This window comes from Georgenia sp. EYE_87, assembly GCF_023148685.1.
Lineage (GTDB): Bacteria > Actinomycetota > Actinomycetes > Actinomycetales > Actinomycetaceae > Georgenia.
In genome coordinates, this window is sequence record NZ_JAHXNL010000007.1 from 109,023 (window position 1) to 129,325 (window position 20,303).

The 20,303-nt window shown below is 74.7% G+C and carries 16 protein-coding genes; 3 read left to right on the forward strand and 13 right to left on the reverse strand.

The features are described 5' to 3' along the window. Window positions 1–145 precede the first annotated feature (145 nt). From KZX45_RS11805 to KZX45_RS11825, 5 genes are all read right to left on the reverse strand, one after another. Window positions 146–1,000, reverse strand: coding sequence for a response regulator transcription factor (locus KZX45_RS11805; protein WP_248257940.1), 855 nt, complete (start codon window positions 998–1,000; stop codon window positions 146–148). 63 nt (window positions 1,001–1,063) lie between these two features. Further along, window positions 1,064–1,702 carry a copper resistance protein CopC gene (locus KZX45_RS11810; protein ID WP_248257941.1) on the reverse strand — a complete coding sequence of 213 codons (639 nt, stop codon included), beginning with the start codon at window positions 1,700–1,702 and terminating at the stop codon, window positions 1,064–1,066. Window positions 1,703–1,766: 64 nt separating this feature from the next. After that, a complete protein-coding gene (locus KZX45_RS11815; RefSeq protein ID WP_248257942.1) occupies window positions 1,767–3,209 on the reverse strand; it encodes a DUF2079 domain-containing protein in 1,443 nt (480 codons plus the stop codon). Between the two features lie 130 nt (window positions 3,210–3,339). Then, the gene (locus tag KZX45_RS20295) at window positions 3,340–4,737 is read right to left on the reverse strand and encodes a DUF4352 domain-containing protein (protein ID WP_308221734.1); all 1,398 of its coding nucleotides are present in this window, start codon (window positions 4,735–4,737) and stop codon (window positions 3,340–3,342) included. 13 nt (window positions 4,738–4,750) lie between these two features. Continuing rightward, window positions 4,751–7,456 carry a lysylphosphatidylglycerol synthase transmembrane domain-containing protein gene (locus KZX45_RS11825; RefSeq protein ID WP_248257943.1) on the reverse strand — a complete coding sequence of 902 codons (2,706 nt, stop codon included), beginning with the start codon at window positions 7,454–7,456 and terminating at the stop codon, window positions 4,751–4,753. A gap of 162 nt (window positions 7,457–7,618) precedes the next feature. On the opposite strand from KZX45_RS11825, the gene KZX45_RS11830 reads away from it, so the two are divergent. After that, on the forward strand, window positions 7,619–8,209 hold the full coding sequence (locus tag KZX45_RS11830) for an HdeD family acid-resistance protein (RefSeq protein ID WP_248257944.1): 591 nt from the start codon (window positions 7,619–7,621) through the stop codon (window positions 8,207–8,209). Between the two features lie 179 nt (window positions 8,210–8,388). Here the strand turns inward: KZX45_RS11830 and KZX45_RS11835 are convergent, their stop codons facing one another. Continuing rightward, window positions 8,389–9,156 carry a CPBP family intramembrane glutamic endopeptidase gene (locus KZX45_RS11835; RefSeq protein ID WP_248258039.1) on the reverse strand — a complete coding sequence of 256 codons (768 nt, stop codon included), beginning with the start codon at window positions 9,154–9,156 and terminating at the stop codon, window positions 8,389–8,391. A 196-nt stretch (window positions 9,157–9,352) separates the two neighbouring features. On the opposite strand from KZX45_RS11835, the gene KZX45_RS11840 reads away from it, so the two are divergent. Continuing rightward, window positions 9,353–10,027, forward strand: coding sequence for an HAD family phosphatase (locus tag KZX45_RS11840; protein WP_248257945.1), 675 nt, complete (start codon window positions 9,353–9,355; stop codon window positions 10,025–10,027). Window positions 10,028–10,099: 72 nt separating this feature from the next. Here KZX45_RS11840 and KZX45_RS11845 read toward each other — a convergent pair whose 3' ends face one another. The 4 genes from KZX45_RS11845 to KZX45_RS11860 form a co-directional block, all read right to left on the reverse strand. Then, entirely contained in the window at window positions 10,100–12,952 is a 2,853-nt protein-coding gene (locus tag KZX45_RS11845) for a heavy metal translocating P-type ATPase (RefSeq protein WP_374112588.1), read from the reverse strand. Between the two features lie 96 nt (window positions 12,953–13,048). Next, entirely contained in the window at window positions 13,049–13,297 is a 249-nt protein-coding gene (locus KZX45_RS11850; RefSeq protein ID WP_248257946.1) for a heavy-metal-associated domain-containing protein, read from the reverse strand. Window positions 13,298–13,318: 21 nt separating this feature from the next. Beyond that, on the reverse strand, window positions 13,319–13,600 hold the full coding sequence (locus KZX45_RS11855) for a metal-sensitive transcriptional regulator (RefSeq protein WP_248257947.1): 282 nt from the start codon (window positions 13,598–13,600) through the stop codon (window positions 13,319–13,321). Window positions 13,601–13,982: 382 nt separating this feature from the next. Continuing rightward, window positions 13,983–15,512, reverse strand: coding sequence for a hypothetical protein (locus KZX45_RS11860; protein WP_248257948.1), 1,530 nt, complete (start codon window positions 15,510–15,512; stop codon window positions 13,983–13,985). 83 nt (window positions 15,513–15,595) lie between these two features. On the opposite strand from KZX45_RS11860, the gene KZX45_RS11865 reads away from it, so the two are divergent. Then, the gene (locus KZX45_RS11865; RefSeq protein ID WP_248257949.1) at window positions 15,596–16,531 is read left to right on the forward strand and encodes a Ppx/GppA phosphatase family protein; all 936 of its coding nucleotides are present in this window, start codon (window positions 15,596–15,598) and stop codon (window positions 16,529–16,531) included. 165 nt (window positions 16,532–16,696) lie between these two features. On the opposite strand, the gene KZX45_RS11870 is transcribed toward KZX45_RS11865, so the two are convergent. From KZX45_RS11870 to KZX45_RS11880, 3 genes are all read right to left on the reverse strand, one after another. After that, the gene (locus KZX45_RS11870) at window positions 16,697–18,298 is read right to left on the reverse strand and encodes a Na+/H+ antiporter NhaC family protein (protein ID WP_248257950.1); all 1,602 of its coding nucleotides are present in this window, start codon (window positions 18,296–18,298) and stop codon (window positions 16,697–16,699) included. A 178-nt stretch (window positions 18,299–18,476) separates the two neighbouring features. After that, the gene (locus tag KZX45_RS11875; RefSeq protein WP_248257951.1) at window positions 18,477–19,778 is read right to left on the reverse strand and encodes an RNA polymerase sigma factor; all 1,302 of its coding nucleotides are present in this window, start codon (window positions 19,776–19,778) and stop codon (window positions 18,477–18,479) included. Then, window positions 19,778–20,149: a YciI family protein gene (locus KZX45_RS11880; protein ID WP_248257952.1), complete on the reverse strand. Its 372-nt coding sequence runs from the start codon at window positions 20,147–20,149 to the stop codon at window positions 19,778–19,780. The genes KZX45_RS11875 and KZX45_RS11880 overlap by 1 nt, the downstream gene beginning before the upstream one ends. Between the last annotated feature and the right edge of the window lie 154 nt (window positions 20,150–20,303).

The window sequence follows — 20,303 nt, forward strand, 5'->3', positions numbered from 1 at the left end:
GGGGGTCGGCCCTTGGGAGCCTAACCGGCGGACCGGGTGCGGGGCCGCGCCGGTCCGTCGCTCCCGCGCAGGCGCGCGAGGACGTCCGTCCCGTGCGCGCGAGGCCGTCCGTCCCCTGCGGGCGCGCGAGGCGGCGACGGGGCGGCTACCCTCCGGCCGCCCGCCCAGCAGACTGACCCGCGACGGCCGGCGTCCCGGCCTTCCCGGTCCCGCGGGCGGGGCCGAGGGTCACCGTCGGACCGACCGGCAGCAGGCCGGCCCGCTGCGCCTCCAGGACCGCCGAGAGTCGGTCCACGGCGCCGAGCTTGCGGTAGAGGTTCTCCTGGTGCTTGTGCACGGTGCGGGGCGAGATCGCCAGCCGCGCCGCGATGCCCTCCGCGGTGCTGCCGCCGGCGATGCCGTGCAGGACCAGGCGCTCCCGCGGGGTGAGCGCGGGCGCCGTGGTCACCGTGCGGGCCGTCGCCTCGACCCGCGCCAGCAGGGTGATGTGGCGGTCCAGGCCCCCGAGCATCGGCTGGAGCAGCCGGGCCGCCTCGCGCGCCTCGGGGCCGATCGGGTGGTCCGCGACGAGGGCGAACACCTCGCCGGGTCCACCAGGCATGGGTACGGCGAGCTGGTGGACGGTGAGGCCCAGGGCCTCGATCAGCTCGCGGGTGGCGCCCGAGAGCGGGCGGCCGGCGTCGACGGCGTCGGTGAGCGTCACCGGGACGGTCGGCCGGTCGTGGACGAGGTGGGCGACGAGCGGGTGCTCCTCGACCCGGGCGAGGGCCTCGGGCCAGGAACGCAGCGTGCCGGCGACGCCGGGTCGCGCGAGGGCGTCGGGCCCGTATCGGGCGACCGGGGTGCCGGTCGGGCCGGACAGGGTGCGGACGACGAAGAACGCGTCGAACTCCTCCGACAGCGCCCGCACGAGCCGGGCGTGCGCGGAGCGCGCGTCGGGTGCGGCGAGGACGTCCGCGCTGACGTCCATCCAGCGAAGCGCGCGGCTGCTCGCGCCCATCCTGCCTCCCAGGCCCCTTCAGGAGGCTCAGGCTAGCGACGGCCGGTCCGGTTTGGGACGGTTTCAGCCCTGGTCGCGCCACCGGCGGACCGCCAGGGCCACGACGGCGCCGGCCACCCCGGCGGCCACCAGGATCACGAGCCAGGCCGGCACGCCGGAGAGCATCCCGCCCTGGTCGGCGTCCGCTCCCGAGTCCCCGGTCGCCGTCTCGTCCGCGGCGGTCGCGTCGTCGGGAGTCGTGAGCTGGTCCGGCGTCGTCAGCTGGTCCGGCGAGGGTGCGTCCGCCGACGTCGGGGCGGCCGGCTCCGCCGTCGTCGGTCCCGCCGGCTGGGCCACCGAGAAGGCGAGCTCGCCGCCGATCCGGTGGCCGTCGGAGGAGACCACGGACCACGTCACCGCGTACTGCCCGCCGCCGAGCTCGGGGAGCGCGAGGGTAGCGGTGCTGCCGTCGACCTGCGGCGACCCCTCGGCCACGGTCGCGCCGGCGGCGTCGGTGACGACGACGGCCTGGGCGCTGTCGAGCAGCTCGTTGTTGAAGGTCAGGACCAGCTCGTCCGGGGCGGCCTCCAGCTGTGCGCCGTCCGCCGGCTCCGAACTGGTGAGGGCGTCGTGCGCGTGCGCGGGGGTGGCGAGCGCCGCGACGGCCATCAGGAGGGCGAGCAGGGGGAGCAGGAGGGCACGGCGGGCGGCGCGGGTTGACACCGGGCCACCATAGGCCGCGGCGGCGCGCCGCCGGAAAACCGGTGCCGGGCGGCCAGCCGGCTCGCTATCCGGTCCGGTCGGCCACCTGGAACCCGTCGACGTCGACAACCACCTCGTACGACGTCCCCGGGTGGCGGCTCTCGGCGAGCGCCGCGGCGTCGGTGACCAGGTCGGGCCAGGTCCGGCCCTGGGTGTCGAGCACCACATGGTCCGGGGCGGGGTTGCCGTCGTTCCCCACCCAGTACACCTGCGCCCGCGGCACGAGGTAGGCCATGAGGTAGATGTCGGCCTCCACCGTGGTGCCCGGCCCGACCGCCGCCAGCGCGGCGCGCGCGCCCTCAGCCCGGGCCGACGGCCGGTAGGTGGCCGGGTCGGCCAGCCGGGCGATCGGCGTCTGAAGAGTCATGGCGAGCGTCGTCGCCAGGGCCAGGACGACAGCGGCGCCCGCCCACCGCTCGTGGGACACTCCCCGTCGGGCGGGCGTGGCGCCGCGGCCCGGTGCGGCGCTGCGGCCGGGTGCCGGGCCGGTGACGGCGTCCAGCAGCGCGGCGGTCGCCACAGGCATGAGCACCGCCGAGTAGTGCCACTCCCAGCCCCAGTAGTGCTCGACGTTTCCGACGAAGCGCCACGCGAGGGTGGGCACCCACAGCCACACCAGCGGCGAGCGGACGCCGACCACGCCGGCGGCGAGGACGAGGAGCAGGAGCGTCACGTACTTCTCGCCGGGGACGAAGGCGCCCAGGAGCGCGCTCAGCAGCCCGGGCTGCTCCTCGGTGCCCACCCGGTCGTAGTAGTCGTACGTCCCGCGCGGGTTCAGCGCCGGCAGAACGACGACGATCGTCAGCACGAACCACGCCGCGCCCCACACGGCGAGACCGGCCCCGTCCCGCGCGGCGCCGCGCCACCACAGCACCAGCCCGAGCGCCGCGACCGTCAGGCCCAGGTCCTCCTTGACGAGAACCAGCGGCGCCGCCCAGAGCGCGCACGACCACCACCGGCCGCGCAGGAACGCGGCGAGGGACAGCGCGAGCAACGGGACCGCGAGGGCGATCTCGTGGAACTGTGCCGCCACCGCGCCCTGCAGCCCCCAGCTGAACGCGTACGCCACCCCGAGCGCCGTGCCGCGCCACGGGCCCAGCAGCTCGCGAGCCACGGCCGTGAGCGGGACGGCCGAGAGGGCGAGGAGCACCGCCTGGACCATCAGCAGCGTGAGCCCGGACGGGAAGAGCCGGTACACCGGGCCGAGCAGCGCGAGGAGAGGATGGAAGTGGTCTCCGAGGAGGTTGAAGCCTTCCCCCTTGATCGTGACGACCGGGGCCTCGAGGCGGGCGTACGCCTGGGCGAGCTGGGTGAAGATGCCGAGGTCCCAGGACGGCACCTCGAGCAGGCGCCACTGCGTCACGGCGAAGGTGACGTAGACGGCGGCGGCGACGGCGGAGACGAGCCAGGGGACCCACCCGGCGCGGGCGGGGCGCACCGTGGCGGACCGGCCCCGGACGCGCGCCATCCCCACTCCCACCGACCGCCTCCTCCGCCGCCGTATCGCCCCTCAGCGTCCGCGCCACAGTAACCCGAGCCGTCGGCGACGCCCGGGGAACGGCTCCCCGCCACGCTCCGCGTCCCGCGCGTCGGACCGGCTACGGGGTCGGCAGCTGCACCCGGGTGCCGGCACCCTCGTCCGAGGAGTGCACCACGAGCGTGGCGGGCACGGTCCCCGAAGGGACGTCGAAGACGACGACGCCCTCGGCGCTCTCGCCGCCGTCGAGCTCGGCGAACCACAGCCGGTTTCCGTCGACCGCCATCGCCGCAGCGGGGTCGGGTGCGTGCTCGCCGCCGGCGGGGTCGAGCAGCCGCTGGTCGATGTCGACGAAGTAGGCGGGCCCCGGCCGCGTGGCCGTCACGCGCAGGCGCACGACGACGAACTCGCCCTCCGCCGTCGCCGCGGCGGTCGCGCCCGCCAGCTTCTCCAGCCCGGCGGAGACGCCGAGCACCTCGACGTCGAACGGTCCCTCGGACACCGTCGTGCCCACCGCGACCTCGCCCGGCGGCGGCGTCACGACGGTCGGGGAGGGGAGCGGGTCGGGCGTCGGCCCGGGCGTCGCGGGCGCGGTGGGGGAGGCGGTCGGGGCCGGGTCCGCGGCGGGCGGGGCGGGGTCGCGTGCGACCAGCATCGCGACGACGACGCCGACGGCCACGGTGCCGACGACCACCAGCGCCGCGAGCCACGCGCCCGGTCGTTGCTGGGGGGAGGCGGAGCCGTCGCGGCCCGTGCGGCCGGTGGGGTCGTCCGGCTGGGAAGGGCCGTCCCTGCGGCCGGTGGCGTCGTCCGGCTGGGGAGGGCCGTCCCTGCGGTCGATGAGGCCGGCGAGGCGGCCACCGAGGGTGCTGAGGAAGCCGGCGACGGTGCTCGGCGACGTGTCGCGGTCCGCCTCGCTCGTGGCGCCTGCACCGCCCGCGGTACCACCCGGTACTACGGTGATGCGCCCAGGGGGGTCCGCGACCTGCGCGGCGTCCGCTGTGTCCGCGATATCCGACCCTGGGGTGCCCGAGCGCCGCGTCTTCCTCCCGGCGGTCTGCCCCCGAGGGCCGTGCCGACGCCCCGAGCGGCGTCGCCGCCCGGGCCGCCTCAGGTGGGACCGGGTCACGGTTCCCGGCTCGTAGAAGTCCTCGTAGCCGGTGGCCGGTCCGGGCGCCGTCCCGCGCCCGTCCTCTCCGGCTGTTGGCGCGGCTTCGTCGCCTCCGACCGCTCGCGCAGCTCCGGTGCCCATGGCGCCCCAGGCGGCTCCGCCGTCGACACCCCGGCCGGCTCCGCCGTCGGCGAGCCAGGATGCGGCGTCCGGTGCGGAGGGTGGTGGCGCGGGGACCTCGCCGTATGGGTCGGTGACCTGACCGGGCAGCGCCGCCGGGGCGTACGGCTCGGCCGCGGTGGGCTCGGCGTAGGGATCACCGGTGTAGGGGGCGCCGGCGCCAAGGGGCGCCCCGCTGTCGGGCCGTCCGAACTGCCCGGGGAACCAGGGCGGACTGGGCTCGCTCACCCGGCCGCCGGGGTCACAGGGCGTCCCTGTGCTGGAGGAAACGCAGCGCCGCCCAGCCCAGCGGGACGCGGCCCCAGAACGTGAGCACGCGGAAGAGGATCGCCACGGAGACGGCGGTCGCGGCCGGGATGCCGGCCAGCGTGAGGCCGGCGGTCAGCGCCGCCTCGACGGGGCCGATGCCGCCGGGGGAGGGGACGACCGCGCCGATGGAGTTCGACGCGAGGTAGGTGATCGCGAGGTTCGTGAGCGGGAGCGTGTGCCCGAACGCGGCCAGCGACGCCCCGAAGGCGGCGACGTACCCGGCGGTCATGATGAGGTTGCCGGCGATCCCCATGACCAGCCGCCGCGGGTTCGACACCACCCACACCACGCGGGGCCAGACCTGCTGCAGGGTCGGTGCGACCTTCTCCCACACCCAGGCGCGCACCGCCGGGACGATGAGGACGACGCCGATGGTCACCAGCACCATCGCGACGGCGAGGATCACCGACCCCGACGGCGCGCTCAGCGTGCCCGCCGAGCCCGTCAGCAGCGCGACCGCCACGAGCAGCAGCACCGTGGTGATGAACTGCGAGAGCTGGACCAGGCCGACGGTGGCGACGGCGAGCGGCGTGGAGATGCGCGCCTTGTTGAGGAAGCGGAGGTTCAGGGCGGCCGGCCCGATGCCCGCGGGAGCGACCAGCGACACCACCGAGGCGGCCACCTGCACGAGGGTCGTCCGCCACAGGCCGAGGCGCTTGGGGGCGAACGCCGCCAGGCCCATCGCGGACCCGACGTAGGTGAGCAGCCCCATGCCGAAGGCCACGAGTATCCAGACCGGGTTGGCCGCGGCGACGGCCGCCGTCACCTCCTCGATGTTCAGCCAGGACAGCAGCGCCCACACCGCCACCACCGCCACGGTCAGCGTGACGACCGTGCGCACGGAGAACCGGTTGAGCTGCAGCGGCGCGACGTCGGCGCGGGGGATGAGCTCGACCAGCTCCTCGCGCAGGGTGGCGAGGAGGTCCTTGAGGTTCGAGGCGGCGGCGCGCGTGGTGGCGGGCATGGCCACCGGCTGCAGGAGCGGGGCCATCGAGGCGAGCTGGTCGCGGGTGAGGACGCGCGCGGCGGACGCCAGCGCGCGCTCGGTGCCCACCAGGACCGCGAGCATCGCAAGCAGCTGCGCCAGGTCGATGCGGCGGGACAGCTCGGAGGAGACGATCTCGCCGTTCTCCCACGAGATGATCCGTACCTGGCCGGTCCCGTCCACCAGCACCGCCTCGGCGCTGAGGTCACGGTGGGCCAGCCCCTTGGCGTGGGCGGCGCGCAGCTGGGCCCAGATCTGCTCGAGCAGCTCGTCGTCGAGCTCGTCGGGGGAGAGCTCGTCGAGCCGGCGGGCGTGGATGTGCTCGTGGACGATGAGGACCGAGTCGCGGGACTCGGTGATGCCGACGAGCTCGGGCGTGCGGACCCCGGCCGCCCGGGTGGCGAACGCCATGAGCGCCGCCCGGTTGGCCGCCTCGCGCAGCGTCGTGGCGGGGCGCCGGTCGATGCCCCGCAGCCGGACGCTCTCCCACAGCGAGGCCAGCACGCCCACCACGTGCCGGTCGCCGTCGAGCACCGTGACGTCGTGGCGGCGGCCCTCGGTGTCCCAGATCGCGTAGAGCCGGTGCGCCGACTCCACGTCGAGGGTCAGCACCGCCGAGGAGGAGACCTCCTGCAGGACCTGCCCCGGGTCGGTGAGCGGGTCGGGGATGATCGTGTCGCCGGTCGCCCCCTCCTGGTCGACGGCGGCGAGCAGGTCCGCCGGCGTGGTCGGCTCCGGCGGTGCCGGCCGGTGGCGGTGCCGGGCCGCGTCGTCGTCCGCAGTGATCCCCGAGGGTTCGCGAAGCCGTTCGGTGTAGCCGATGGGCGAGGAGGTGGTCACCGTCCAGGCCTGCGCGTGGGTGCCGGTGAGCACCGGGTCCATGCGCACCACCTTCGCCGGGTCCAGCCCGGCCCGCCGCAGGCCGCGCACCAGGTGGACACCGGTGGCGCGCTCGTGCGCGACCCCCGAGGCGTACCGCATGCCCAGCCCGGCCACGCGGCCGAGAAGCACCGCGACCAGTGCGCCGGGCAGCGTCTGGTCGCCCTGCACCACCGAGAGGGCCAGCACGATCCACAGCAGGTTCCACGACCACTTCAGCATGCGGCTGTGGGAGCGGTCGCCCACGGCGGTGAGCACGCCGGCGATGCCCGCGGCGTAGACGTTCAGGCCGATGACGGTGTCGCCCTCGGAGGTGATCGTCAGGCCTCGGGTGAGGGAGGCGGGCGCGACGGTGTCGAGCAGCCAGAGCGCCCCGACGGCGAGCAGGACGGCCGCGGCGCCCGTGGCGAGGGCCTCGAGCGCGGAGCGCCAGCTGCGGCGCACCACCCGGTCCACGAGCACGACGAGCGGGACGAAGAAGGAGACGAGGCCCTCGAGCACGGTGACCGGGATCAGCAGCACCTGGCGCAGCACGTTCGCGACGGCGGACTGGACGTCCTCGGTCACGCCCTGCGTGGTGGCGTGGGCGTAGACGGCCAGCACGAGGACGAACCCGATGCCGAGCAGCGAGGCCACGAGGGCGAGAAGGTCGCCCGGGCGGCGCACGCGCGTCTGCGGGGCGTCGACGAGCAGCACCTCACGCCTCGGGGGCGCGTCCTCCACCGGGGCTGTCGCGGGCATCGTGGCGCCGCCGTCCCCCGGATGCAGGCTCATGGGGGCGAGTCTACGGCGGGCCCCCCGGGCCGACGGCGACCCTTCGACCGCGGTGCGCCGCGGATCTCAGGGCCTCGGGGTGAGGCGGAACCCGCGGTATAGTTGGTTGGGTAAAACCAAGAGCTGAGCGTCGTGCCCAGCCGGCCACCGTCGGGAGGTGCGATGTCCTGGACCGGTCCGCGCTCGCGGCTGCGTGACGAGCTCGCGCGGTACACCGCCCGCACCTGGCGGGTGCCGCTGGGCCGGGGCGTGGTGACGCTGCTGGTGGGCGTGGCGCTCCTGCTCGCCCCGCTGACCTCCCTGGCGGCGGTCGTCACGGTGCTCGGCGTCGGGGTGCTGGCCGACGGGGTCGTCTCGGTCGTGCAGGGAGTCCTGGCGCGCGGCCAGTGGGGGTCGTCCTGGCGGCTTGCGCGCGGCCTGATCGGCGTGCTCGCCGGTCTCTTCCTGGTCTGGCAGCCGTCGATCACCGCCAAGAGCCTCATCGTCCTGGCGGGGGGCGCCGCCCTCGTCAGTGGCGTCGTGATGGTGGCCGTCTCGGTGCAGACCCGGGCTCTCGCACCGCGCACGTGGTCGGGCGGCGCCGTGGCGGGCACGCTGCTCGCCCTGCTGGGTGTGCTCCTCATGCTCTTCCCGACGGCGGCGCTGCTGCTGGTCACGGTCGTCGTCGGGGCCGGCTCGCTGGTGACGGGAGCCGCGCTGGTCGCCCACGGCTGGCGGCTGCGCCGGGCGTGGCGGGAGCTCGAGCGGGTCTGACTTCGCGCGTGGTCGCTCCGCTCGGCTCACGCGGCGCGGCCCCGCGCGCCTCGCGCGCGTTCGGGCTTACGCCAGACCGGGGGCCTAGTGCGCGTTCGGGAGACTCAGGCCAGGCCCGGCGTCTCGTGCGCGTTCGGGAGACTCAGGCAGGCCGGGCGTCTCGTGCGCGTTCAGGAGACTCAGGCCAGGCCGAGCGCCGCGAGCGCCCCGGCTGGCAGGAGTGCGTAGCCCACGAAGGCGACCACGTCGATGAGCGTGTGGGCCACGACGAGCGGCATGGTGCGCCGTCGTCGCCGGTAGTACTCGCCGAAGATCAGGCCCATGACCAGGTTGCCGAGGAACGGCCCGAACCCCTGGTACAGGTGGTAGGCACCACGCATGACCGCGCTCGCGGCCAGGACGGCCGCCGGCCGCCAGCCCAGCTGCTCGAGGCGCTCGATGAGGTACCCGGCGACCACCACCTCCTCGAGCAGCGCGTTCTGCAGCGCGGCCAGGACGAGCACCGGCACGGTCCACCAGTGATCGTTCAGGGTGGCCGCCTGCACCTCGACCGTGATGCCCAGGGCGCGCCCGGCCAGGTACAGCCCCAGGCCCGGGACGCCGATCAACGCGGCGAGGCCCACGCCGGCGGCGAGGTTGCGCCAGGGCCGCCTCCAGTCCAGGCCGATGCGCGCCGTCGCCCGCCGGCCCGGCTCGGACAGCAGGTACAGGGCGAGCGCCACCGGCACCAGCGCGAACCCGATCGAGAGCAGCTGGTAGGTCAGATCGAGATACGGGCGCGGCGAGCGGGAGGGATTCATCGCCGTGCTCTGCTCGCCCAGCGGTGTGGTCAGGGTCAGTCGGGCGGCGATGTTGACCAGGGCGTAGACCGCTGACTGGCCCAGCGAGAGACCAAGAACGATGAGCACCTCGGCGCGCAGGCGGGACCGCAGCGGGCCCGGTGCCACAGTCGGTGCTGTGCCCGGACCGTCGGCGGCCGTCGGCGCGCCCGTGCCGGCCGCGGGCGGTGCCGCCCCGGCGCGGGTGCTCGGAGCCCCCACCCCGGAGGAGGCGACGCCGGTCGGTCTCGTGCTGTCGTTCACCGGCACAGTCTGCCTCAGGGCCGAGGCGGGGGTGGTGCGACCGGTACGGCACGATGGGGGCATGAGTGATTCCGCCGTCTCCGCCGTCGTCTTCGACATGGACGGGGTCCTGACAGACACCGAGACCATCTGGGACGAGGTCCGCCGGGGCCTCGCCGCGCGCGACGGCGTGCCGTGGCCGGAGGAGGCCACCCGCGCGATGATGGGCATGTCCACCCCCGAGTGGTCGGAGTACATGGCGACGACGGTCGGGGTGGAAGGTGACGCGGCGGCGGTCGCCGAGCGCACCATAGCCGCCATGGCGGCCCGCTACCACGAGCATCTCCCCACGCTGCCCGGCGCGGTCGAGGCGGTGCAGCGGCTCGCCGCACACTGGCCGCTCGGGCTCGCGTCGTCGTCGCCGCGGCGCCTCATCGACGCGGTGCTCAAGGAGCTGAACCTGACCCACCACTTCGGCGCCACCGTCTCCACCGAGGAGGTGGCGGCGGGCAAGCCAGCGCCGGACGGCTACGCGAAGGTCTGCGAGCTGCTCGGCGTGGACCCCGCGCGGGCGGTGGCCATCGAGGACTCCAGCAACGGGCTGCGGTCGGCGGCGGCCGCCGGCATGAAGGTCATCGCAGTGCCGCACGAGGCGTTCCCGCCCGCCGACGACGCCCTGGCGCTCGCCGCCGCGGTGGTCGGCAGCCTCGACGAGGTGACCGTCGAGCTCGTCGAGGGGCTGCTCCCCGCGCGCTGAGGGTCCCTCAGTCCCCGCGGCGCAGTGTCTCGCGGCGCAGTGTCACGCGGCCCCGAGCCGCCGCGACACTGCTCAGCCCGCGCGGCGCAGCCGCAGCGAGTTTCCGACGACGATGACCGAGCTGGCCGCCATCGCCGCCCCGGCGATCATCGGGTTGAGCAGCCCGAGCGCGGCCAGCGGGATCGCGGCCACGTTGTAGGCGAACGCCCAGAACAGGTTCTGCTTGATGATCCGCAGCGTCCCGCGCGAGATGCGGATCGCCGTCGGGGCCGACCGGAGGTCGCCGCGCACGAGCGTGATGTCGGAGGCCTCGATGGCCACGTCGGTGCCGGTGCCCATGGCGAGCCCGAGCCCGCGCTGACCGGCCTGGGCGAGCGCGGCGGCGTCGTTCACGCCGTCGCCGACCACCCCGACCACCCGGCCGCGGTCCTGCAACTCCTTGACGACGTCGAGCTTCTGGTCCGGCAGCACCTCGGCGATGACGTTCTCGGGCGCGATGCCCACCTGCGCGGCCACGCGCTCGGCGGCCGCGCGGTTGTCCCCGGTCAGCAGGTGCGGGGTGATGCCCAGCTCCTTCAGCTGCGCCACGGCCTCGGCCGAGGTCGGCTTGACCTCGTCCCGCAGCGCGAGCACCCCGCGGGCCTCGCCGTCCCAGGCGACGACAACGGCGGTCGCGCCGTCGGACTCCGCGTGACGGTGGGCCCGGGCGACCTCGTCGTCCTCCCCGACGCCGGCCACGCCCTGGGTGGCGAGCCACGACGGGCGGCCGACGAGCACCTCACGGGGTGTCCCGCCGTCGTCGACCGTGGCGGAGACGCCGCGGCCGGCGTGGTTGGAGAACCCCGTGGTGCGGGGGAGGGAGGCGCCGCCCGTGCGGGCCGCCTCGGTGATCGCGCGGGCGATGGGGTGCTCGCTGCCGGACTCGACGGCGCCCGCCAGGTGCAGGACCTGGGCGCGCAGGTCGTCGACGCCGGTGTCCGCGGCCGCGCCGACGACGTGTCGGGTGGGTGCCATCGAAGGGGCGAGCACCTCGGCCAGCTGCATGCGACCCTCGGTGACGGTGCCGGTCTTGTCCAGCACCATCGTGTCCACCCGGCGGGTGGACTCGAGGATCTCCGGGCCCTTGATGAGGATGCCGAGCTGTGCGGCCCGGCCGGTGCCGACGAGCAGCGCCGTCGGCGTGGCCAGCCCCAGCGCGCACGGGCAGGCGATGATCAGTACCGCGACGGCCGCGGTGAACGCCGCCTGCAGCGGGTTGTCGAGCAGCAGCCAGACGGCGAACGTGAGGACCGCGAGCGAGATCACGATCGGCACGAAGACCGCGGAGATCCGGTCCGCGAGCCGTTGCACCGGCGCCTTGCCCGTCTGCGCCTGGCTGACCAGGCGGCCGATCTGGGCGAGCGTGGTCTCCTCGCCCACGCGGGTGGCGCGCACGAGCAGGTTTCCGGACGTGTTGACCGTCGCGCCGACGACGTCGTCGCCCGGCCCGGCGTCGACCGGCACCGGCTCGCCGGTCAGCAGGGAGGTGTCCAGCGCCGAGGTGCCCTCGACGACGACGCCGTCGGTGGCCACCTTCTCGCCCGGCCGCACGACGAAGAGGTCCCCGACGGCGAGCGCGTCGATCGGGACGCGCTCCTCCGAGCGGCGGCCGTCGGCGTCGAGCGTGACCCGCGCGACGTCCTTCGCGCCCAGGGAGAGCAGCGAGCGCAGGGCGTCGCCGGCGCGGCGGCGGGAGCGGGACTCGGCGTAGCGGCCGGCGAGCAGGAACGTGGTGACCACCGCGGCCACCTCGAAGTACAGCTCGGGCATCATGCCGTGCCCGCCCTGGGCGGGGAACAGCGTGAACTGCATCCGCATGCCGATCTCGCCGGCGCCGCCGAGGGTGATCGCCCACAGCGACCACAGGGTCGCCGCGGTGACGCCGAGCGAGACGAGGGTGTCCATCGTCGAGGCGCCGTGGCGGGCCGCCCGGAACGCGGAGAGGTGGAACGGCCAGGCGCCCCAGGTGACCACGGGCAGCGCCAGCGCGAGCACCACCCACTGCCAGCCCGGGAACTGCAGCGCCGGGATCATCGACAGCAGGACTACCGGCAGGGTGAGGACGGCGGAGACCTTCAGCCGGCGCCTGAGGTCCTCGGCGCGGCGCTCGGCGGGGGAGGAGGTGTCGTGGGCCTCGGGTCGGCCGGCGCCGGAGGCAGGGGCGTCGTGGGGCGCGGTCGGGCCCACGGCCCCGCTGGCCGCGTTGCCCGCGGCGTCGGTCTGCGGGCGGTCAGCCGGTGAGGCGGTTCCGGACGGGGCGGTCGTCGACGTGCCCCGCGAGCCGGTCACGCGGCCCTTGTAGCCCGCCGCCTCGACGGCGGCGACCAGGGCGGCGACGTCGACGTCCTCGGTCAGCGTCACGTGCGCCGACTCGGTGGCGAGGTTGACCGTGGCGGCTGCCCCGGGGACCTTGTTGAGCTTCTTCTCCACCCGTGCCACGCAGGATGAGCAGGTCATGCCGTCGACGGCGAGGTCCACCTCGCGCAGGACGGCGGGGGTGGCGGGGTCCGTCGTCCCGGGGTCTGTCTTCCCGCGGGTCGTCCCCGTAGCCGGCGTCGTCCCGCGGGCGGTCGTCGTCCGGGGGTCCGCCGTCGTCGTCAGGGCCGGCGTCGTCCCGGGGACCGGCGCCGTGGCGCGGCGCCGCGTGACCGTCCCGGCGTACCCGGCGGCCTGGATCGCGCCGACGAGGTCGGCGTCGCTGACGTCCTGAGTGAGCTCGACGTGCGCCGACTCGGTCGCCAGGTTCACCGTCGCGACGACGCCGGGCACCTTGTTCAGCTTCTTCTCCACGCGCGCCACGCAGGACGAGCACGTCATGCCGTCGACGGCGAGATCGACCTCGGCGAGCGGTACGAGCGGTGCGTGGGGTTCGGTGGAGGTGGGCACGCCAGACCTTTCGAGGTGGGCGGCGGCCCGGCCGGCTGGTCGCCGGCCGGGACCGTCAGGGGGTGGGCGCCGGGGCGCCCCTACGGCTGTCGCGACTCAGGCGTCGCGGCGGATCCCGGCCACGGTGTAGCCGGCCTCGTCCACGGCCGCCTTGAGCGCGGCGTCGTCCAGGACGGTGTCGGAGACGACGGTGACCGGCGAGACGCCGCCGGCGTTGAGCTGGATGGAGACGTTCTTGACGGCGGGCAGGGCCTCGAGCTCGCTGGTGACGTGCTGCACGCAGTGGCCGCAGGTCATGCCCTCGACGTCGACGACGGTGGTGCGGTCAATCTCGGTGGTGCTCATGGTTTCTCCTCGCGCGGTGGGTCAGGAACGGACGAGTCGGGCGATCGCCGCGGCGGCCTCGGTGACCTTCTCGTGGCCCTCCTCGTCGGAGGACCGTGCGGCCTCGACGACGCAGTGGCCGAGGTGGTCCTCGACCAGGCCGATGCCGACCGCCTGCAACGCCTTGGTGACCGCGGAGATCTGGGTGAGCACGTCGATGCAGTACGTGTCCTCGTCGACCATGCGCGCGATGCCGCGCACCTGGCCCTCGATGCGACGCAGCCGCCGGGCGTAGTCGTCCTTCGTGCCGCTGTAGCCGGCCATGACGCCCCTCCCCGTCCGTTCACACCGACCCCTGTGGTCGGCGTCCGTCGCTAACGGTACCCCCAGGGGGTATCGGCGTCCAGAGGACAAAGGTCCTCCCCGGCCGTGGGTCCCGGTGGTCGTAGGTCTCCCGGTGGTCGTAGGTCTCCCGGTCGTCGGTCTACTGGTCGTCGGTTTGAGCGCCCCGTCGCACGCTGCCGGCCGGTCAGGCTGCCGGTGGACGGGACGGCAAAGTGCTCCTGGGCAGATGAAGTGGAGCCAGGTCCACTTCATCTGCTCAGGAGCACTTCAGCGGCCGAGGGAGACCACCCCCGGGACCTCGAAGGCCCACCTGAGCGAGGACGAATCCCCAGCGAGGACCACTCGCGCGAGCGAGGTACCCCTACGCTTCGGCGGGCGGCGTGGGCGTCCCGTCGGACCGGGTCCCGGACGCCTCGTCCTCCGCCAGGCGCTCGCGCAGCCAGTCGGGGATGTGCTCGTCGTCGCGCGGGTAGCGGCGCAGGTCCTCGGCGTACTGCCCGGGCTCGAGCGGCTTGGACCACTTCTGCTCGTGGGTGTAGTCCAGGTTCAGGGTCAGCTTGCCGGCCGGCTCGAGGGTGACCAGAGCGGCGAACCACGCGCCCTTGCCGGGCTCGAAGCTGGAGTGCCGCATCTCGGCCAGCGCCTTGCCGACGTCGCCGGGCAGACCGGGCAGACCGACCTCCTTGCCGTCGGGGCCGGTCGAGGCAGCGAGCAGCTCGCCACGCGTGCCGACCATCCGGCACAGCACCCGGGCGCGCGTCCACCCGGTCGGCGCGACGGAGACCAGGCCCTGGGCGACCCGCTGCAGGTAGGCCGCGTGCTTGGCCATGGGGCTCGCGGAGCCTTCCGCGCCGGCCCCGACGGTGACGACGGGCCGCCCCACCGTCGGTGTGGCACCGGCGGCCCCGCGCGCGGGCGCCGACGTCGCCGCCGGCTGCTGGGCGGCGGTCCTGAGCTGGCCCTCGCGCGCCCAGCCGCGCGGCACCCGCTGGGCGTAGACCACGTCGGTCAGCGCGGACAGCGCCACGGTCGTCTCGTAGACGCCCGCGTCGAGCTTGTCCATGTGGAGGCGCTCGGCGATGTCGGCGTCGTGCGCGAGAGAGGCGATGCGGCAGAACTGCTCGCCCTCCTTGTTCGGGCCCTGGTCGACGATCCGCACCGGGATCCCGTGCCAGCGCGCGCTCGCGTGGATCTCGAAGATCTCCAGCGCGTCGGCGGCCGGGACCTTGCGCGCCCACATGCCCGCCTCGGTGCGGCTGAACCCGTGCTGCTCGGCTTCGCGCGAGGGCGTGACCAGGGTCAGCACCGTGGGGTTGCCGGCCTCGTCGGTCGCGACGTCGGCTGCGAACGTGCCGACGTCGATCTTCGCCACATGACCGACGTACTTCGACGGCACGATCGCGTGGAAGCTGTCGCCGTCGAGGTGGTTCTGCCAGCCGAAGGCGACACCGTGGTAGGTGCCGATCAGCTCGGGCTCGGCCTCGCCGGGCGTGAAGCGCCACAGTCGCGCGCCGGGCGTGAGGCGGGTGTGCTCCACCCAGGACAGCGGGGCGACGACGTCGTCCGCCGACGTGAACCCCGTGCCGGTGAACGGCGCGCGCTCGAGGAACGGCCCGCCGGTCCGGCGTCGGCCCTCCTCGTCCTGCCCCCCGGTAGCGGGCAGGACGACCGCCGTCGGGGAGACGGGCAGGTGCAGGACGTCGATCGGGGCGTCGGGGGAGAAGGGAGAGCCGGGGAACCCGAGACCGTGGAGCTCGAAGAGCGCCGCCGTCGAGGTCACTCCGGCGACGTCGGCAGCGGGCACCACGTAGCCGGCGACGCGGTCGAGTCCTCGTTCGAGGTACGCGGCGGACATCGGGGGCGTGATCGCCTTCTGCAGGATGGTGGCCATGAGGTCTCCGGTCGGGTGCGAGGTCCACGTCGACAATAGGTGGTGCGGCGCTCGGCCGGGGACCGCGGCCGTACGGTAGGCCCATGCGACTGGGCGTCCTGGACATCGGCTCCAACACGGTGCACCTGCTGGCCGTCGACGCCGAGCCGGCCGCCCGCCCGGACCCGGCCGCCGACGTCGGCAGCACCGTGCGGCTCATGCGCTACCTCGACGACGACGGCGCGATCACCGACGAGGGGATCGCGACCCTCGGGATCGCCGTCCGGAAGGCCGTCAAGGCCGCGGGGAAACTCGGGGTCGAGGAGATGGTCGGCCTCGCGACGTCGGCGATCCGGGAGGCGGCGAACGGCCCGGAGGTGCTCGCGCACCTCTCGGAGCTGGCCGGCGTGGAGCTGCGGGTGCTCAGTGGGAAGCAGGAGGCCGAGCTGACGTTCCTGGCCGCCCGGCGCTGGCACGGCTGGGCCGCGGGGCGCCTCCTCGTCCTCGACATCGGCGGCGGTTCGCTGGAGATCGCCGCCGGGCTGGACGAGCGGCCCGAGTATGCGGTCTCCGTCCCGCTCGGAGCCGGCCGGCTCACGCGCAAGTTCCTGCACTCCGACCCGCCCAGCGAGAAGGAGGTCGACGCGCTGAAGGCCTACGTCAAGAAGACGCTCGCCGAGGTCGCCGACGACCTCGCCGAGCTGCCGCCGCCCGACCACGTGGTGGCCACGTCGAAGACGTTCCGTTCGCTCGCCCGGCTGGCTGGCCAGCAGGTCGCCGTCGTCGGCCCGGAGGAACGACGGCGGATGCGCCTGGCCGACCTGGCGGACTGGACCCCGCGGCTGGCGAAGATCCCCGCCGAGCAGCGCATGGAGCTGCCCGGCATCACCCCGGAGCGCACGTACCAGATCGTGGCCGGGGCGATCGTGGCGCAGCGCGCGATGAAGGCCCTCGGCGTCGAGGAGCTGGAGATCTGCCCCTGGGCGCTGCGTGAGGGCGTCCTCCTGCGCCGCCTGGACCAGCTGGCGCCGACGTCGTAGCGGCGGCCGGCGAGCCGCCTCCCTGACGTCGTGGGGGCCGCGGGTCGAGTCACCTCCCGACGTCGTAGGTGCCGCGGCCGGCGAGCCGCGCCGCCCACGTCGTGGCAGCTGCGGGTCGAGTCATCCCCGACGTCGGCAGGTGCCGGCGGGCGGGCGGACCGGCGGTCAGACGGCGGCGGCCTCGAACGCCGCAGCCTCCTCCTCGACCGGCCGCACCGTGCGCCGGACCCGCACCAGGACGCCCGCCAGCACCAGCGCGGTCACGGCCAGGCCCGCCCACGTGCTGGAGGTCAGCGCCAGGACGACGTACCCCGCCAGGGAGGCGCCGGCCGCGGTCAGGGCGTAGGGCAGCTGCGTCATGACGTGGTCGATGTGGTTGGCGCCGGCGCCGGTGGAGGACAGGATCGTCGTGTCGGAGATGGGGGAGCAGTGGTCGCCGAAGACCGCCCCGGCCAGCACGGCGGCCATCGCGGGGACGACCAGCCCGGGCTCGTCCACGCCGGACATGACCTGGCCGGCGATCGGCAGCAGGATACCGAAGGAGCCCCAGGAGGTTCCGGTCGCGAACGCCATGGCGGCGGCGACGACGAACATGATCGGCACGAGGAACTGCGGGTCCAGGGAGGTGGTCGCCACGAGGCCCGCCAGGTACTGCCCCGTCCCGAGCTGGTCGATGAGGCCGACGAGCATCCACGCCAGCACCAGGATGTAGATGGCGGGCAGCATCGAGGACATGCCCTGCGTCCACCCGTCGCGGAACGTGCCGAAGCCGAACCGCTCGTTGCTGCGGGTGTCCTTCAGGTAGAGCACCAGGGTCACGGCCAGCCCGAGCGCCCCGCCGACGATCAGGGACTCCGTCACCAGCGTGCTGGCGAAGATCTCCATGAGGTTCCAGGAGCCGGACTCGGTGTGCCCGGTCCAGACGATCGCGCCGACGACGCCGACCACGAGCGCGAGGAACGGCAGGACCAGCGCGCCGATCGAGCCCGGCCGGTGCTCCGGCAGCTCCTTGGCGAGCTCGCCCGCCACCTTCCGGCCCGGGGCGTACGGGCGGCCGTCGCGCAGCGTCCGGAGCTCCTCCTTGCGCATGGCACCGAGGTCGATGCGCAGCAGGACCGAGGCGAACACGAGCGCCAGGGTGGCCCAGGCGTAATAGTTCAGCGGGATAGTGCCCAGGAACGCCTCGAAGGCCGTGACCTCGACGAGCCCGGCGGCGGCGACGATCGGCGCCATGATGCCGATGATGCTGGCGCCCCAGCTGGAGAACGGGGCGATCACGCACACGGGGGCGGACGTGGAGTCGATGATGTAGCTCAGCTTGGCGCGCGAGACCCGGTGGCGGTCGGTCAGCGGCTTGGCCACCTGCCCGACGGCGAGGGCGTTGAAGTAGTCGTCGATGAAGATGACGACGCCGAGCACGGCCGCGAGCAGCTGCGATCCGCGGCGGCTGCCCACGCGCTCCATCGCCCACCGGCCGAAGGCCCGGCTGCCCCCGGCCATCATGATGAACGCCGCGACGACGCCGAGGATGAGCAGGAAGAGCAGGATGTAGATGTTCCAGGTGTTCACCGCGCCGTCGGCCCAGAAGATGCCCACGAACGCCTCCCACACGAGGCGCCCGGCGTCGAGCGGGTTGCCGCCCGCGACCACCAGCGCCGCGCTGACCACGCCCGTACCGAGGCTGAGCAGCACCTTCCTGGTGAGCACCACCATGAGGATCGCCAGCAGCGGCGGCACGACGGAGAGGAACGTCGGGGCTTCGGTCATGGGTGGGGTTCCCCCAGGGGATCAGGCGCGGGCCAGGGCGCGCGGCACGGCAGCGACAGGCCAGGGTAGGCGCGCCCTCGGTGCGGCCGGGAGGCCCGCCGGCGGAACGCGGGCGATCTCACACGAGTCCCGGCCGTGCACCGCCGGCCGCGGCGTCCCGACGGCGGACCGCGGGCGATCACACGAGTCCCGGCCGTGCACCGCCGGCCGCGGCGTCCCGACGGGCCAGGATGTGCCGCCGCTCGGCGTCGTTGGCGCACAGCGTCGCCGCCTCGTCCAGTGCGGTCACCGCCTCGGCCGCCCGGCCGAGCCGGAGCAGCAGCTCGCCGCGCACCAGCGCCACCCGGTGGTTTCCGGGCAGGGTGTCCTCGAGGCCCTCGACGAGGGCGAGTCCCGCCGTCGGGCCGGCAGTCTCGGCCACGGCCACCGCGCGGTTGAGCCTGACCACCGGCGAACCGGTCAGCGCCTCGAGCGTGGCGTAGGTCCGGGCGATCGCCTCCCAGTCGGTGTCCGAGGCGTGCGCCGCCCGGGCGTGCGCGGCGGCGACGAGCGCCTGCAGCCGGTACTCCTCGGCGAGGCCGGTCGACGTCGGCACCCGGGCCAGCAGGTCCAGGCCCTCCCGGATCTCGTCGTGGCGCCACCGGCTCCGGTCCTGGGCGGGCAGGACCACGAGGCTGCCGTCGGCGCCTGTGCGTGCGTCCCGGCGGGAGTGCTGGAGCAGCATGAGCGCGAGGAGTGCCCGCACGACGGCCTGGCCCGGCAGGAGCTTGTCGAGCAGCCGTCCCAGCCGGACCGCCTCCCCGGCGAGGGCGACGCGAACCACGTCCGGCCCGTCCCCCGGCGAGTACCCGGCCGTGAAGACGAGATAGACGACCGCGGCGACGACGTCGAGCCGCTCGCCCAGGCGGTCCGGACCCGGCACGGCGAACGGGATTCCCGCTGCGGCGACCTTCTTCTTCGCCCGGGTGAGGCGCGCGGCCATGGTCGCCTCCGGCACGAGGAACAGCCGGGCGATCTCCCGGGTCGGCACGCCGAGCACGAACCGCAGCGTGAGCGCGGCGCGGGTGTCCGCGGCGAGCGACGGGTGGCAGCAGGTGAACATGAGGCGCAGCCGCTCGTCGGGAATGTGCCCGCCGTCGTCCGGCTCAGTTATGGGGACCACCTCCGGCACCGCCAGGAGCGGCGCCCGTCGTGCGGCCACGGCCTCCGAGCGGAGCCGGTCGACGCACCGTCGTCGGGCTGTCGTGTGGAGCCAACCGGGCGGGTTGGCCGGGGCGCCGTCCTGCGGCCAGCGGCGGGCCGCCTCGGCGAAGGCGTCACCCAGGGCGTCCTCGACGATGTCCATGCGCCGGAACCTGGCGAGAAGCAGGGCGACCAGACGGCCCCAGTGCTCGCGCCAGGCGAGGGCGAGGACCTCCTCGGGACTGTCCGGGGCGCGGTCCCCGCCGGGTGGGGCCGGCGGCGAGGGCAGAACCGGCATCAGCGCTCCGCGGCGGGCCCGTCGTGCTCGGGGACGGTCGGGCGGACCTCCACGGGCTCGCCGTCGGAGATGATCCCGAGGAGCTGGAGGAGGTCAGGCAGGTCGTCGGTCTCGACGAGGTAGTACCCGCCGAGCTGCTCCACCGTCTCGGCGTAGGGGCCTTCGCTGATGCTGACCCCGTCGGCGGTGCCGCGCACGATCGTGGCCGTGGCGGCGGGCGAGAGCTCCGCGCCGCCCGTGATCCGGTGCCCGTGCTCGGCCGCCAGCCGGGAGAACTCGCCGTGCCGCGCGAAGGCGGCGCGCTGCGTGGCGGGGTCCGACTGCAGCCACCGCTCCTCGTCCCCGTGCAGCAGGACCATGTACTCGGTCATCGTCTCTCTCCTTCGTCGTGCGGCCGGTCCGGCCGGGAGGACCTCCCTCCGTCAGCATGACGGGCGAGAGCGTCCTGGATCGACACTGTCGTGGACGAAGTTTGGGGGGGATGCGCGGCGAGCGGTGCTCGAGCCAGCAGGTCGGACCGCCGTG

What these genes read in the sequence shown, in the direction of transcription:
- KZX45_RS11805 (WP_248257940.1), bottom strand. Translation starts at nt 1,000, where the DNA reads ATGGGCGCGAGCAGCCGCGCGCTTCGCTGGATGGACGTCAGCGCGGAC.
- KZX45_RS11815 (WP_248257942.1), bottom strand. Translation starts at nt 3,209, where the DNA reads ATGGCGCGCGTCCGGGGCCGGTCCGCCACGGTGCGCCCCGCCCGCGCC.
- KZX45_RS11825 (WP_248257943.1), bottom strand. Translation starts at nt 7,456, where the DNA reads ATGAGCCTGCATCCGGGGGACGGCGGCGCCACGATGCCCGCGACAGCC.
- KZX45_RS11830 (WP_248257944.1), top strand. Translation starts at nt 7,619, where the DNA reads ATGTCCTGGACCGGTCCGCGCTCGCGGCTGCGTGACGAGCTCGCGCGG.
- KZX45_RS11840 (WP_248257945.1), top strand. Translation starts at nt 9,353, where the DNA reads ATGAGTGATTCCGCCGTCTCCGCCGTCGTCTTCGACATGGACGGGGTC.
- KZX45_RS11850 (WP_248257946.1), bottom strand. Translation starts at nt 13,297, where the DNA reads ATGAGCACCACCGAGATTGACCGCACCACCGTCGTCGACGTCGAGGGC.
- KZX45_RS11855 (WP_248257947.1), bottom strand. Translation starts at nt 13,600, where the DNA reads ATGGCCGGCTACAGCGGCACGAAGGACGACTACGCCCGGCGGCTGCGT.
- KZX45_RS11860 (WP_248257948.1), bottom strand. Translation starts at nt 15,512, where the DNA reads ATGGCCACCATCCTGCAGAAGGCGATCACGCCCCCGATGTCCGCCGCG.
- KZX45_RS11865 (WP_248257949.1), top strand. Translation starts at nt 15,596, where the DNA reads ATGCGACTGGGCGTCCTGGACATCGGCTCCAACACGGTGCACCTGCTG.
- KZX45_RS11870 (WP_248257950.1), bottom strand. Translation starts at nt 18,298, where the DNA reads ATGACCGAAGCCCCGACGTTCCTCTCCGTCGTGCCGCCGCTGCTGGCG.
- KZX45_RS11875 (WP_248257951.1), bottom strand. Translation starts at nt 19,778, where the DNA reads ATGCCGGTTCTGCCCTCGCCGCCGGCCCCACCCGGCGGGGACCGCGCC.
- KZX45_RS11880 (WP_248257952.1), bottom strand. Translation starts at nt 20,149, where the DNA reads ATGACCGAGTACATGGTCCTGCTGCACGGGGACGAGGAGCGGTGGCTG.